This is a genomic window from Escherichia sp. E13S3 (genome assembly GCF_004212325.1).
Classification (GTDB): domain Bacteria; phylum Pseudomonadota; class Gammaproteobacteria; order Enterobacterales; family Enterobacteriaceae; genus Escherichia.
The window spans coordinates 108336-122704 of sequence record NZ_RHJR01000004.1; the positions used below are offsets into that span (position 1 = coordinate 108336).

13 protein-coding genes are annotated in these 14369 nt (G+C 52.8%); 4 read left to right on the forward strand and 9 right to left on the reverse strand.

All coding sequences use genetic code 11. The features are described 5' to 3' along the window. Positions 1-16: 16 nt before the first annotated feature. Together btsR and btsS are read right to left on the reverse strand one after the other, a co-directional pair. On the reverse strand, positions 17-736 hold the full coding sequence (gene btsR, locus D9597_RS05825; RefSeq protein WP_130207024.1) for a two-component system response regulator BtsR: 720 nt from the start codon (positions 734-736) through the stop codon (positions 17-19). Then, the gene (gene btsS / locus D9597_RS05830) at positions 733-2418 is read right to left on the reverse strand and encodes a two-component regulatory system sensor histidine kinase BtsS (protein WP_130217160.1); all 1686 of its coding nucleotides are present in this window, start codon (positions 2416-2418) and stop codon (positions 733-735) included. Before btsS ends, btsR begins: the two co-directional genes overlap by 4 nt. Before the next feature lie 221 nt (positions 2419-2639). On the opposite strand from btsS, the gene mlrA reads away from it, so the two are divergent. After that, positions 2640-3371 (forward strand): HTH-type transcriptional regulator MlrA, encoded by a 732-nt coding sequence (mlrA, locus tag D9597_RS05835; RefSeq protein WP_130221860.1) that lies wholly within the window; start codon positions 2640-2642, stop codon positions 3369-3371. Positions 3372-3430: 59 nt separating this feature from the next. Further along, positions 3431-3538, forward strand: coding sequence for a protein YohO (locus D9597_RS05840; RefSeq protein WP_130221861.1), 108 nt, complete (start codon positions 3431-3433; stop codon positions 3536-3538). On the opposite strand, the gene yehW is transcribed toward D9597_RS05840, so the two are convergent. From yehW to bglX, 5 genes are all read right to left on the reverse strand, one after another. After that, positions 3519-4250, reverse strand: a complete 732-nt coding sequence (gene yehW / locus D9597_RS05845; protein ID WP_130221862.1) for a glycine betaine ABC transporter permease YehW — start codon at positions 4248-4250, stop codon at positions 3519-3521. The genes D9597_RS05840 and yehW overlap by 20 nt on opposite strands. A gap of 4 nt (positions 4251-4254) precedes the next feature. Continuing rightward, positions 4255-5181 carry a glycine betaine ABC transporter ATP binding protein YehX gene (gene yehX, locus D9597_RS05850; RefSeq protein ID WP_000569362.1) on the reverse strand — a complete coding sequence of 309 codons (927 nt, stop codon included), beginning with the start codon at positions 5179-5181 and terminating at the stop codon, positions 4255-4257. Further along, positions 5174-6331, reverse strand: coding sequence for a glycine betaine ABC transporter permease YehY (yehY, locus tag D9597_RS05855; protein WP_130221863.1), 1158 nt, complete (start codon positions 6329-6331; stop codon positions 5174-5176). The genes yehX and yehY overlap by 8 nt, the downstream gene beginning before the upstream one ends. A 6-nt stretch (positions 6332-6337) precedes the next feature. Next, a complete protein-coding gene (osmF, locus tag D9597_RS05860) occupies positions 6338-7255 on the reverse strand; it encodes a glycine betaine ABC transporter substrate-binding protein OsmF (protein ID WP_130221864.1) in 918 nt (305 codons plus the stop codon). 251 nt (positions 7256-7506) lie between these two features. Continuing rightward, a complete protein-coding gene (gene bglX / locus D9597_RS05865) occupies positions 7507-9804 on the reverse strand; it encodes a beta-glucosidase BglX (RefSeq protein ID WP_130221865.1) in 2298 nt (765 codons plus the stop codon). A gap of 195 nt (positions 9805-9999) precedes the next feature. Here bglX and dld point away from each other — a divergent pair, with 195 nt between their 5' ends. Then, positions 10000-11715 (forward strand): D-lactate dehydrogenase, encoded by a 1716-nt coding sequence (dld, locus tag D9597_RS05870; RefSeq protein WP_130221866.1) that lies wholly within the window; start codon positions 10000-10002, stop codon positions 11713-11715. A gap of 196 nt (positions 11716-11911) precedes the next feature. Here dld and pbpG read toward each other — a convergent pair whose 3' ends face one another. Then, entirely contained in the window at positions 11912-12844 is a 933-nt protein-coding gene (gene pbpG / locus D9597_RS05875; protein ID WP_130207042.1) for a D-alanyl-D-alanine endopeptidase, read from the reverse strand. A 173-nt stretch (positions 12845-13017) separates the two neighbouring features. Further along, positions 13018-13605 carry a Yip1 family protein gene (locus D9597_RS05880; protein WP_001295454.1) on the reverse strand — a complete coding sequence of 196 codons (588 nt, stop codon included), beginning with the start codon at positions 13603-13605 and terminating at the stop codon, positions 13018-13020. A gap of 168 nt (positions 13606-13773) precedes the next feature. On the opposite strand from D9597_RS05880, the gene D9597_RS05885 reads away from it, so the two are divergent. Further along, on the forward strand, positions 13774-14352 hold the full coding sequence (locus D9597_RS05885; protein ID WP_130217150.1) for a DedA family protein: 579 nt from the start codon (positions 13774-13776) through the stop codon (positions 14350-14352). Positions 14353-14369: the final 17 nt, after the last annotated feature.

The window sequence follows — 14369 nt, forward strand, 5'->3', positions numbered from 1 at the left end:
CCATTTTAGCAGTCTTTTACAGGCCAATCGCCTCTTTTAAACTTTTCAGATAACGGCGGCTGACAGGGACGGTTAATCCATTACGCAAAATCAACTCAGCCTGACCGTTATCTTCCAGGCGAATCTCCTGTAAATGCGCGAGGTTAACCAGATACTGTCGATGGCAGCGCAGTAGCGGGGTGCGGCTCTCCAGCGTGCGCAAAGTTAATTCTGTGAAGCCCTCTTTCCCTTCCTGGCTGATAACGTAAACACCGCTCATTCGACTACTAACAAACGCCACATCTTTCATTTGCAGCAAATAAATACGACTATGACCGGTACAAGGGATAAATTTCAGCGCCTGCTGATTTTCCGGTAACAGCGAAACATCCTGCTTGCTGCGCTCCTGTCGCAAACGCACCAGTGTTTTCTCCAGCCGCGCTTCATCAATCGGCTTCAATAGATAATCAAAGGCATGTTCTTCAAAGGCTTTTATAGCGTATTCGTCAAATGCGGTGAGAAAAACAATATACGGGCGATGTTCCGGGTCAAGCATGCCAACCATTTCCAGACCGCTGATACGCGGCATCTGGATATCGAGAAACAGCACATCCGGGCGCAGTTTATGCACCGCGCCGATCCCTTCTACGGCGTTTGAACATTCGCCGACAATTTCAATATCACTCTGCTCCTGCAGAAACACACGCAGGTTTTCCCGTGCTAACGGTTCATCATCAACAATTAAGACTTTAATCATGCCTCATCCCTCCATGGTAGTCGTAACGTTATTCGGGTGTAACTATCAGGCTCACAGGCGACGCTTATCCCATAGTCATCGCCAAACCGTTCACGTAAACGCTTATCCACCAGATTCATCCCCAGCCCGCTGGCATTGGTTGCCGGTTGATACAAACCAGCATTGTCTTCGATCTCCAGCATTAAATGTTGCCCATCACGTCGGGCGCTAATTGCCACTCGTCCTGTTTCCAGCAGTTGTGATGTCCCATGTTTGATGGCGTTTTCCACTATTGGTTGCAGGGTAAATGCGGGTAACTGCTGCTGAGACAACGCCTCCGGAATAGAAATGTTGACCTGCAACCGCGACTGGAAACGCGCCTTTTCAATTTGCAGATAAGCATTCACATGTTCAATTTCGTCAGCGAGAGTAACAAACTCCGAAGGCCGCTTTAAGTTTTTGCGGAAAAAAGTGGAAAGATACTGCACCAGCTGACTGGCCTGTTCGCTGTCACGGCGGATCACGGCTTTGATGGTGTTAAGTGCATTAAACAAAAAATGGGGATTGACCTGGGCGTGAAGCAGTTTGATCTCTGACTGGGTGAGCATCGCTTTTTGCCGCTCATACTGCCCGGCGAGGATCTGCGCCGAAAGCAGTTGTGCAATCCCCTCACCCAACGTGCGGTTGATCGAGCTGAACAGCCGATTTTTAGCTTCATACAATTTGATGGTACCCATCACCCGCTGATTTTCACCACGCAGAGGGATCACCAGCGTTGAGCCTAACTTGCACTGCGGATGCAAAGAGCAACGATAAGGCACTTCGTTGCCATCGGCGTAGACCACTTCTCCGGTTTCAATGGCTTTTAAGGTATAAGCCGAAGAAATCGGTTTACCTGGTAAATGATGGTCGTCACCAATACCAGTAAAAGCCAACAGTTTCTCGCGATCGGTAATCGCTACCGCGCCAATATCCAGCTCCTGATACAGCACCTGAGCCACTTTCATGCTGTTCACTTCGTTAAACCCCTGGCGCAAAATGCCTTCCGTCGAGGCCGCAACTTTCAGCGCGGTAGCGGAAAAAGCTGAGGTGTATTTTTCAAACATCGCGCGCTTATCAAGCAAAATGCGCATAAACAGCGCCGCGCCCACGGTGTTGGTTACCATCATCGGCGCAGCGATATTACTCACCAGACGCACCGCATCTTCATAAGGTCGGGCAATCGCCAGGATGATCAGCATTTGCACCATTTCCGCGACGAACGTGACGGCACCAGCGGTAATGGGGTTAAAGACTTTATCGGTACGCCCGCGGCGGATCAGGATGCTATGTACCAGCCCGCCGAGCAATCCTTCGACGATCGTCGAGATCATGCAACTCAGCGCGGTCATGCCCCCCATTGAGTATCGATGTAGACCGCCGGTCAGACCAACCAGTCCGCCCACTACCGGACCACCGAGTAAGCCGCCCATTACCGCACCTATGGCCCGGGTATTGGCAATAGAGTCGTCAATGTGCAGCCCGAACCAGGTGCCCATGATGCAGAAGATGGAAAAGACGATATAGCAGAGAAATTTGTGCGGCAGACGAACTGTGACCTGCATTAATGGTATGAATAATGGCGTTTTACTCATCAACCACGCAATGACCAGAAAAACGCACATCTGCTGAAGCAGCAGCAACACCAGATTAAAATCGTACATACCCGCAAACCACACGTCCCTTTAAAACGCGTAACATACATTGCTCGCGTTCAACTTTCTTTGAACTGTTGCAGAAAAATGAAAAATCGTGAGTACGATCACTCAAAACAACCTGGCAAAAACAAAATCATCCTAATCGAGATCAAAAAACTGCCAAAACTACCTGGTTCATAAAAGAACGTCTACAGTTATGCTGGGACCTCGCAAGCAAGGGTGGGACGATGGCGCTTTACACGATTGGTGAAGTGGCGTTGCTTTGTGATATCAACCCTGTCACGTTACGCGCGTGGCAGAGGCGTTATGGGCTGTTAAAACCGCAGCGCACAGACGGCGGTCATCGCCTGTTCAACGATGCCGATATCGACCGGATCCGGGAGATCAAACGCTGGATCGACAACGGTGTGCAGGTCAGCAAAGTTAAAATGCTACTCAGTAATGAGAATGTTGATGTGCAGAACGGCTGGCGCGATCAGCAAGAAACTCTGCTTAGTTACCTGCAAAGTGGCAACCTGCAAAGTCTGCGAATGTGGATCAAAGAGCGTGGTCAGGATTATCCCGCCCAGACGCTCACCACACATCTGTTCATTCCTCTGCGCCGACGGCTTCAGTGCCAACAACCGACTCTCCAGGCACTGCTGGCGATTCTGGACGGCGTACTGATCAACTACATCGCCATTTGCCTGGCTTCGGCACGTAAAAAACAGGGCAAAGATGCGCTGGTGGTTGGCTGGAATATTCAGGATACCACCCGTCTGTGGCTGGAGGGCTGGATTGCCAGTCAACAAGGGTGGCGCATTGATGTCCTCGCCCACTCGCTCAACCAACTCCGCCCGGAACTGTTTGAAGGCCGTACGCTATTGGTGTGGTGCGGTGAAAATCAGACTCCCGCCCAACAGCAGCAACTCACCAGTTGGCAGGAACAAGGGCATGATATTTTCCCGCTTGGCATTTAATGATTCGTTAACAAATGCGCTTTACTGTACAATCCTTTCGTTAACATAAGGAGTGCATTATGCGCGTAGCTAAAATTGGGGTCATCGCCCTGTTCCTGTTTATGGCGTTAGGCGGAATTGGTGGCGTCATGCTCGCAGGTTATATCTTTATTTTGCGTGCTGGCTAAGCGCCTGCACCAGCCGTTCAAACAGGCGGTCTACGATGATCGCCGCCAGTGCCACCAGTAACGCTCCCTGAATCACATAAGCGGTATTAAATCCGCTAAGCCCGATGATGATCGGCGTACCCAGCGTGCTGGCTCCTACCGTTGAGGCGATCGTCGCCGTGCCAATGTTGATAATCACCGAAGTCCGCACGCCCGCCAGAATCACCGGCGCTGCCAGCGGTAACTCGACTTTGCGCAGTCGCTGACTACGGCTCATTCCCATGCCTTTGGCAACTTCGGTCACGCTGGCATCAATCGCTCCCAGCCCGGCAAGTGTCGCCTGCAAGATGGGGAGCACGCCGTAAAGGATCAGCGCGATAATCGCCGGTTGCTGACCAAACCCAATTACCGGAACGGCAATCGCCAGCACCGCGACGGGCGGAAAAGTCTGCCCAACGGCGGCAATAGTTTCCACCATCGGGCGAAATTCCGCGCCCCACGGGCGAGTGACAGCAATTCCGGCACCAGTGCCAATGATCACCGCAAACAAACTCGAAATTCCCACCAGCCAGAAATGGGCCAGCGCCAGGGCTGCAAAACTTTCTTGCTGATAAACGGGCCGCGGCAGCTGTGGGAACAAGGCAGCAAACAGCGGCTGGCTGTAAGGTAGCCAGAAGATCAGTGCCACAAACAGAGCAATGAGCCAGAACAGCGGATCGCGCAACATCTTCATACGCTTACGCCTCCACCAGCAGATCCTGAAAATGCAGCGTGCCGCAAGGCTGGCCCTGCGTGTTCACCACCGGCAGCACCTCGCATCCCCGCGCGACAAACAGGGAGAGCGCATCGCGTAGCGTCATCTCTTCTGCCAGCGCCTCACCTTCTGCCCGTTCTTCGCGACGCACATAATCCGCCACACTACGTAACGAAAGCAGGCGCACACCCAGTTCGCTGCGCCCAAAAAACTGGCGGACAAAATCGTTTGCCGGACGAGTAAGCATCGTCAGCGGATTGCCCTGCTGCACCACTTCACCGTGATCCATTAACACCAGATGTTCTGCCAGCCGTAGCGCCTCGTCGATATCATGGGTCACCAGCACAATAGTGCGCCCCAGCAAACGGTGAATGCGCGTCATCTCTTGTTGCAACGCGCCGCGCGTTACCGGGTCCAGCGCGCCAAAGGGTTCATCCATCAGTAAAACTTGCGGATCGGCAGCCAGTGCACGCGCCACTCCCACACGTTGCTGCTGACCACCGGAAAGCTGATGCGGATAACGCTCACGCAAATTTGACTCCAGCCCCAGTAGCGCCATTAATTCGTCGATACGATCGTCAATCCGCGCCCGCGACCATTTTTGTAATTGCGGCACGGTAGCGATGTTTTGCGCCACGCTCCAGTGGGGGAACAGGCCAATAGATTGAATGGCATAGCCCATCCGGCGGCGCAGCTCCAGCACTGGCAGCGAGCGAATTTCTTCTCCGGCAAAGCGGATCACTCCACTGTCATGCTCCACCAGGCGGTTAATCATTTTCAGGGTGGTGGATTTGCCGGAGCCAGAGGTGCCAATCAGCACCGAAAAACTCCCTTCCTGAAAATTGAGATTGAGATCGTTAACGGCTTTTTGTGCGCCGAACAGTTTGCTGACATGGCTAAATTCAATCATTATGTTTCACCTTCAGCAGTGCGATAAGCAAATCGAACAGCGCGTCGGTAAGCACCGCCAGAACAATTACCGGGATCACCCCCAACAACACTAAATCAATGGCACTGCTTAACAGCCCCTGGAAGACCAGCGCCCCAAAACCACCCGCACCAATTAACGCCGCAATCACCGCCATACCGACGGTCTGCACCATCACCACCCGCAGGCTGCGCAGAAATACTGGCAGCGCCAGCGGTAACTGGACATGCAGGAAACGCTGCGCCCCGCTCATCCCCATCGCTCTGGCGCTCTCCAGCACATCACGCGGGATCTGGTTCAAACCGACTACCACGCCGCGCACCAGCGGCAGCAAGGCATAGAGCACCAGCGCAATCAGTGCGGGTGTCATTCCGGTTCCTGCTATGCCGAGCTTCCCCAGCCACGGAAAGGCAGTAACCAGCGCGGCAAGCGGCGCAATCAACAGGCCAAAGAGCGCCACCGAAGGCACGGTCTGAATGACATTGAGCATAGAAAAAATCGCCCCCTGACGCGCAGTGGAAAAGTAGCACCAGACGCCCAGCGGCACACCAATCACCAGCGCAGGCAGCACCGCACCAAACAGCAACGTCAAATGCTGTGCCAGCGCGTCATCAAACACATCCTGACGGTTGGCGTATTCTTTCATTAACGAGAGATCGTTAAGCGTGCCGGAGTACAGCAACCACAGCGGAATAATGGCAATCTGCATATGCAACAACCAGCGCCACAGCGGATGCGTGGTGATCCGGCGGATGGCATCGCTACAGGCCAGCAATGCCAGCGCCACAGCCAGCCAGAAACCACTGCCGAGGCTGGTACGCGCCAGCGCACTGCCGTTTTGCGCCAGCTGCGTCGCTGCTTTTCCTGCGCCCCATACCAGTAACACGAAGACGAGTTGCGCCAGAATGAGTGCAAAAATGCTGCCTTTTTTAGCGGGAATAAAACAGGCGGTCAGCCAGGCGCAACCAACGCCCACCAACATCCAGATTGTTTGCGGCCACAGCTGCCAGAGATGACGCCCTTCACCCGAGACTAAACGATTAGGCGCGTAAGTGATAAACGGCAGCGCCGCTGCGATTGCCGTCAGCAACAGCAGCAGCGCCAGAACAGGATTAATACGTAGATAAGTCACGGGAAATTACTTCGTCCACCCTTTTTGTTTCAGGTAGTCGGCAGCCACTTTTTTGGCATCCAGTCCTTCCACTGCAATGCTGGCATTCAGTTGCTGCAATGTTTTTTCATCGAGGCTGGCGAAGACTGGCTGTAGCCACTGTGCCATGTGCGGATACTCTTTCAGCACCGACTCACGCACCACTGGTGCAGGCGCGTAGATAGGTTGCACGCCTTGCGGATCGCTTAAGGTTTGCAGCCCCAGCGCCGCTACCGGGCCGTCAGTTCCGTAAGCCATTGCGGCATTAACGCCAGAGGTTTGCTGGGCAGCGGCTTTAATCGTCACCGCCGTGTCGCCACCGGCCAGTGACAGCAACTGATCCTGACCGAGCTTAAAGCCATAGGCTTTTTCAAAAGCGGGTAACGCATCGGCGCGTTCGATAAACTCTGCTGAGGCCGCCAGTTTGAAGGTGCCGCCCTCTTTCAGATAACGGCTCAGGTCGGCAAGCGAAGTGAGTTTGTTTTTCTCTGCAACATCCTGGCGCACGGCGATGGTCCAGGTGTTATTCGCAGGTGCGGGCGTCAGCCAGATTAACTTGTTTTGCTCTGCATCGAGTTTTTTGACTTTCTCGTAGCCTTGCCCGGCATTTTTCCACGCTGCATCGTTTTCATCTTTAAAGAAGAAAGCGCCATTGCCAGTATATTCCGGATAGATATCCAGTTCGCCGGAAGTAATCGCCCCGCGCACCACAGGAGTGGTTCCCAACTGGACTTTATTGACCGTCGGTACGCCATGGCTTTCGAGTACCTGTAAGATGATGTTGCCGAGTAGCGCGCCCTCGGTATCGATTTTCGAACCAACTTTAACGGGGGAAGCCGCCTGTAGCGGCAGGCTCACGGCTGCCAACATAACCAGTGAACCTGTCCAGAGCTTTGAGAGTGGCATGATGCTTTCCTCATTCTTTTACTGTTGTTTTCAGCGAATTAAGAGAAAAGCATAGTTGATAATAACAGGGTTAGCCTGAGCGGACGGATTCAGTTGCAGAATCAGATAAATACTTAAAGGGCATATCTTGCCCGGTGTATCTTGCCGGATGCGGCGCGAGCGCCTTATCCGGCCTACAAAGGGCGAAAATTCAGCAAGTTAAGATGTGAACATCAGGCAAAGGGCGCAAACGTCGCGCCCTTACTAAAGCATTACAGCAACTCAAACTCGCCTTTCTTAACGCGTGCGGAATCGGTACCGATGAAGACGTTGAATTTGCCAGGCTCGGCGTCATATTTCATCTGTTGATTCCAGAACTTCAGCGCCTCAATATCGATTGGGAAGCTGACGGTCTGAGTTTCGCCCGGTTTCAGGGTGATTTTCTCAAAACCTTTCAGCTGTTTCACCGGGCGACTCATGGAAGCCGTTACATCCTGCAAATACATCTGGACTACCGTCGCCCCTTCGCGCTTACCGGTGTTCGTCACCTGCACGCTGGCGGTCACTTTACCGTCACGCTTCATGGTCGGCGCAGAAAGTTTCACATCAGAGACGGTGAAAGTGGTATAGCTCAGACCATAGCCGAACGGATAAAGCGCCCCGTTAGCTTCATCAAAATAACGCGAAGTGTATTTATTCGGCTTGTCGGCATTATACGGACGACCGGTATTCAGATGGCTGTAGTAAACCGGGATCTGCCCGACAGAACGCGGGAAGGACATTGGCAGCTTACCGGACGGGTTGTAATCACCAAACAACACATCGGCAATCGCATTACCCCCTTCTGTACCCGCAAACCAGGTTTCCAGAATCGCATCAGCCTGCTGATCTTCTTTCACCAGCGCCAGCGGACGACCGTTCATCAGCACCAGCACCAGCGGTTTTCCGGTGGCTTTCAGCGCCGCAATCAAGTCACGTTGGCTTTGCGGAATAGTAATATCGGTACGGCTGGAGGCTTCGTGCGCCATCCCCTGGGCTTCACCGACCACAGCCACTACCACATCAGATTGTTTCGCGGTTTGCACCGCTTCATCAATCATCTCTTGGGCAGAACGAGGATCGACTTTGACCGCTTCTTCATACTGATTCAGGAAATCGATAATGCCTTTGTCACTAGTAACGTTCGCCCCTTTGGCATACAGCACTTTACCGTTTTCACCGACGGCATTTTTAATCCCGGTCAGCACAGTCACGGATTGATCGGCGACACCGGCTGCGGACCAGCTGCCCATCACGTCACGTTTACTGTCCGCCAATGGCCCAACCACCGCAATGGTTGCTGATTTTTTCAGCGGTAACGTTTCGAGACGGTTTTTCAGCAACACCAGGCTTTCGCGCGCCACTTCACGCGCTTCTTTGCGGTGCAGGCGGCTTTCAGCATTGGTATCCACCGGGTCAGACTCTTTCGGACCGAGATGGCTGTATGGGTCGTTAAACAGCCCCATATCATATTTAACGTTCAATACGTGGCGGGCGGCGTCGTCCAGCTCTTCCATCGTCACTTTGCCGGACTTGATCAAACCGGGCAGATACTTCGAGTAATACTCGTCGCTCATGCTCATGTTGATCCCGGACTTAAGCGCCACGCGCACCGCATCTTCCGGGTCTGCCGCCGTACCGTGTTTGATCAACTCTTTGATTGCGCCATGATCGGAAACGGTGATGCCTTTAAAGCCCCACTGATCGCGCAGGACATCTTTCAGCAGCCAGGAATCAGAAGTTGCAGGCGTGCCGTTGAGTGAGTTCAGCGCCACCATCACCGCGCCGCTGCCTGCGTCCAGCCCCGCTTTGTACGGCGGCATATAGTCATTAAACAGACGCTGCGGGCTCATATCGACAGTGTTGTACTCTTTACCGCCTTCTACCGCGCCGTAAGCAGCAAAGTGTTTGACGCTGGTCATCACCGAGTAGCGATCCGCCGGGCTTTTACCCTGCATCGCTTCAACCATGGTTTTACCCATAGTTGAGGTGAGATACGTATCTTCACCAAAACCTTCGGAAGCGCGACCCCAGCGAGGATCGCGCGAGACATCAACCATCGGCGCCCAGGTCATGTTCAGGCCATCGTCCGCCGCTTCATAAGCTGAAACGCGCCCGACGGTTTTCACTGCGTCGAGGTTAAAAGAGGACGCCAGACCGAGGCTAATCGGGAAGACGGTGCGCTGACCGTGCAGCACGTCGTAGGCAAAGAAGAGAGGAATTTTCAGGCGGCTCAGTTCCATCACCTGATCCTGCATGGCGCGGATATCCTGGCGTGTGACGGTATTGAAAATCGCCCCCACCTGCCCGTCTTTGATCATCTCGCGGATCGCCTCTTTCGGGTTATCCGGACCAACACTGATTAAACGCAGCTGACCAATTTTCTCATCGACCGTCATTTTCTTGAGCAGTTCGGTGACGAACGCATCCCGCGCTTCGGGCGTTAATGGATGGTTGCCGAATAAATCATCCGCCAGTGCTGGCTGTAGGGCCAGACTCACCGCGATACCTACTGAACATAGCCATTTCATATGGATTATTCTTCCTCTGTTGCCCGACGTGGCAGCGAAAATGGTGCAAAAGAGGTAGTTTGCCATAACCCTGATAGAGAGAGAAAAAGAAAGCTCAGTTTATTGTCTGAATTTTCAAAATATTCACTCGCTGAATTGTCATACAAGGCGCTATTCTAGTTTCTGATATTTTTTCGCCACCACAAGGAGTGGAAAATGTCTTCCATGACAACAACTGATAATAAAACCTTTTTGAATGAACTTGCCCGTCTGGTCGGTTCTTCACACCTGCTCACCGATCCCGCAAAAACGGCCCGCTATCGCAAGGGCTTCCGCTCCGGTCAGGGTGACGCGCTGGCCGTTGTTCTTCCAGGCTCGCTACTGGAATTGTGGCGAGTACTGAAAGCCTGCGTCACCGCCGACAAAATTATTCTGATGCAGGCCGCCAATACCGGTCTGACCGAAGGCTCCACGCCAAATGGTAACGATTATGATCGCGATATCGTGATCATCAGCACCCTGCGCCTCGACAAGCTGCATGTTCTCGGTAAGGGCGAACAGGTGCTGGCATATCCTGGCACCACGCTCTATTCGCTGGAGAAAGCTCTCAAACCATTAGGCCGCGAACCGCACTCGGTGATTGGTTCATCGTGTATTGGCGCATCGGTTATCGGCGGCATCTGTAATAACTCTGGCGGCTCGCTGGTGCAGCGTGGCCCGGCGTATACCGAAATGTCGTTATTCGCACGCATAGATGAAAACGGCAAGCTGACGCTGGTTAACCATCTGGGAATTGATCTGGGTGAAACGCCGGAGCAGATCCTTAGCAAGCTGGATGACGATCGCATCAAAGATGACGATGTGCGTCACGATGGTCGTCACGCCCACGATTATGACTATGTCCACCGCGTCCGTGATATTGAAGCCGACACGCCCGCACGTTATAACGCTGACCCGGATCGCCTGTTTGAATCCTCCGGTTGCGCTGGCAAACTGGCAGTTTTCGCAGTGCGTCTGGATACCTTTGAAGCGGAAAAAAACCAGCAGGTGTTTTATATCGGCACCAACCAGCCGGAAGTACTGACCGAGATCCGCCGCCATATTCTGGCTAATTTCGAAAATCTGCCGGTTGCCGGCGAATATATGCATCGGGATATCTACGATATCGCGGAAAAATACGGCAAAGATACCTTCCTGATGATCGACAAGCTAGGCACCGACAAGATGCCGTTATTCTTTAATATCAAGGGACGTACCGATGCGATACTGGAGAAGGTGAAGTTCTTCCGACCACACTTTACCGATCTCGCAATGCAGAAATTCAGTCATTTGTTCCCCAGTCATTTGCCGCCACGCATGAAAAGCTGGCGCGATAAATATGAACATCATCTGCTGTTAAAAATGGCGGGGGATGGCGTGGGCGAAGCAAAATCCTGGCTGGTAGATTTTTTCAAACAGGCCGAAGGCGATTTCTTTGTCTGTACGCCGGAAGAAGGCAGTAAAGCGTTTTTGCACCGTTTCGCGGCGGCAGGCGCAGCGATACGTTATCAGGCCGTGCATTCCGATGAAGTCGAAGACATTCTGGCGCTGGATATTGCTCTGAGGCGTAATGACACCGAGTGGTATGAACATCTACCGCCGGAAATCGACAGCCAGCTGGTGCATAAGCTCTATTACGGGCATTTTATGTGCTACGTCTTCCACCAGGATTACATCGTTAAGAAAGGCGTGGATGTGCATGCGCTGAAGGAACAGATGCTGGAGTTGTTACGCCAGCGCGGCGCGCAATATCCTGCCGAGCATAACGTCGGTCATTTGTATAAAGCACCGGAGACGTTGCAGAAGTTTTATCGTGAAAACGATCCGACCAACAGTATGAATCCGGGGATCGGTAAAACCAGTAAGCGGAAAAACTGGCAAGAAGTGGAGTAAATACGGCTGGATGCCTGATGCGCAAGCATCGCATCAGGCATGGGCATCAAATGCCGGATGCGGCGTAAACGCCTTATCCGGCCTACGGGCGCGTCACGTTTGTAGGCCTGATAAGATGCGCAAGCATCGCATCAGGCACGGGCATCGAATGCCGGATGCGGCGTGAACGCCTTATCCGGCCTACGGGCAAGCAAACTTAATCGTTTTGTGCCGTCTGCCCTGCCGCCGCCATCTGGGCGGCCTTTTGTTTTTTATAACTCAACGCCGCTGCCGGAACGGGCATCACTTTGCCGGTTTCAATCCATGTACGCAGGCGGCTAGCATCGGCAAAATGGGTATATTTGCCAAACGCATCCATCACCACCAGCGCCACCGGTTTATTATTGAAAACCGTGCGCATCACCAGGCAATGCCCTGCGGCATTGGTAAAGCCCGTTTTGGTTAGCTGGATATTCCAGTTATCGCGATACACCAGATGGTTAGTATTGCGGAATGGCAGCGTATACGACGGGTTAGAGAAGGTCGCCATATCTTCACGGGTGGTACTTAACTGACCGATCAACGGATATTGTTTGGTGGCAATCAACAATTTGGTCAGATCACGGGCAGTCGAAACGTTATGCACAGATAGCCCGGTCGGTTCAACGAAGCGCGTGTTATTCATCCCGAGAGCTTTTGCTTTCGCATTCATTGCTTTAATAAATGCGTTATAACCGCCAGGATAATGATGTGCCAGGCTCGCCGCCGCGCGGTTTTCCGAAGACATCAACGCCAGCAGCAGCATATCTTTACGGCTGATTTCGCTGTTCAGTCGTACGCGCGAATAGACCCCTTTCATCTCCGGCGTCTGGCTGATGTCTACTTTTAGTTTCTCATCCAGCGGCAGTCGTGCATCCAGCACAACCATCGCAGTCATTAATTTGGTGATTGAGGCAATCGGACGCACCAGATCCGGGTGGTTCGAATAGATCACTTTGTTGGTATTAAGATCAACAATCATCGCACTACCGGAAGCAATTTCCGGCTGCGAAGCGGTGGTAGCGGCTGCCGTTTTCGCAGCGGCCTGCGGTGCAAAAGGCACAGCCAGCATCAGGGCCAGGCTAAATAAAGAAACTCGAAATTTCGGCATGATGAGCATTCAAATAGTGGTTCACGCGCACGGGTTGCGCACCGCCGGAGTAAGGATTTACTGAGGCTAGCGAAGCCATCATAACGAGCAAAAAGTGCGGTCGTCAAAGGAGAATCGTGAGGAAATGCTGCATTGCTGACATTTACGCCAGCAATGCAACGCAAAAGAACTTTCTAGAACAGACGATAACCGTACCCCCAAAGTATGACGGTAAGGGCGAGCAGGACTTCCAGTACCAGCACACCAATCGCCAGTGTCGAACTGGAGAAGCTAAGACCTTCCTCTTTGTTAATATTCAGGAAGCTTGGAATACCGAGATAAAGCAGATACCCCGTGTAAAACAGCGCCACCGTGCCGACCAGAGCACACAGCCAGACCAGCGGGTAAAGCGCTACCAGACCGCTTAGAAACAGCGGCGTCGCGACGTATCCCGCGAAGACCATACAGTGCGCAAGCGACGGGCGCTGTGGGTAATTGCGCGCCATCCACCAGATGACCCGCCCCATCACCGCGACCCCAGCCAGCATCACGCCATAAAACAAGACAGCCAACGCCAGTCCGGTAAACCAGGATAACTTCAGGATAGTGCCATCGCCAAAATTCCAGCCGATTTGCGTGGTGCCAATGAAGGCGCAAATCACCGGAATCGCCGCCATCAGCAAAACGTGGTGGGTGTAGTGATGAGAAATCGTTTCGTTTTCACGATTAATCACCTGCATTTCACGATCGGGATGGGAAAACAGTCCCCAGACATGGCTCATACCGCCCCCTTGTTGTGAGTTCATGAACCTGACAGTTCAAGTATAAGTCAGCTTGTGATTAATTTTTATTCAACCACAAAATTAGTGCACTACCCTGAGGGGCTTTTTCTGCGTGAATAATTTACTGGGTGTATGCTTACAGGTAACCAAAGGGAGACAGACTGGCCTATGGATATTAATACACTTATTTCACAATATGGTTATGCCGCGCTGGTACTTGGCAGTCTGGCTGAAGGTGAAACCGTCACCTTGCTCGGTGGTGTTGCCGCGCATCAGGGGCTGCTGAAATTCCCGCTAGTGGTACTTTCCGTAGCACTTGGCGGCATGATTGGCGACCAGGCGCTTTATCTGTGCGGGCGGCGGTTTGGCGGCAAGCTGTTACGACGTTTATCAAAACATCAGGATAAAATTGAACGGGCGCAGAAGCTGATCCAACGTCATCCGTATCTGTTTGTTATTGGTACACGTTTTATGTATGGCTTTCGGGTGATTGGTCCGACGCTGATTGGCGCTAGTCAGCTACCGCCGAAAATATTTCTACCGCTGAATATTCTCGGCGCATTTGCCTGGGCGCTGATTTTTACCACCATTGGCTACGCAGGTGGCCAGGTGATTGCGCCGTGGTTGCACGAACTTGACCAACATTTGAAGCACTGGGTTTGGTTGATTCTGGTTGTGGCTCTGGTGGTTGGTGTTCGCTGGTGGCTGAAACGGCGCGGGAAGAAAAAGCCGGATAATCAGGCGTAAAGCAGTTATCTCATGAT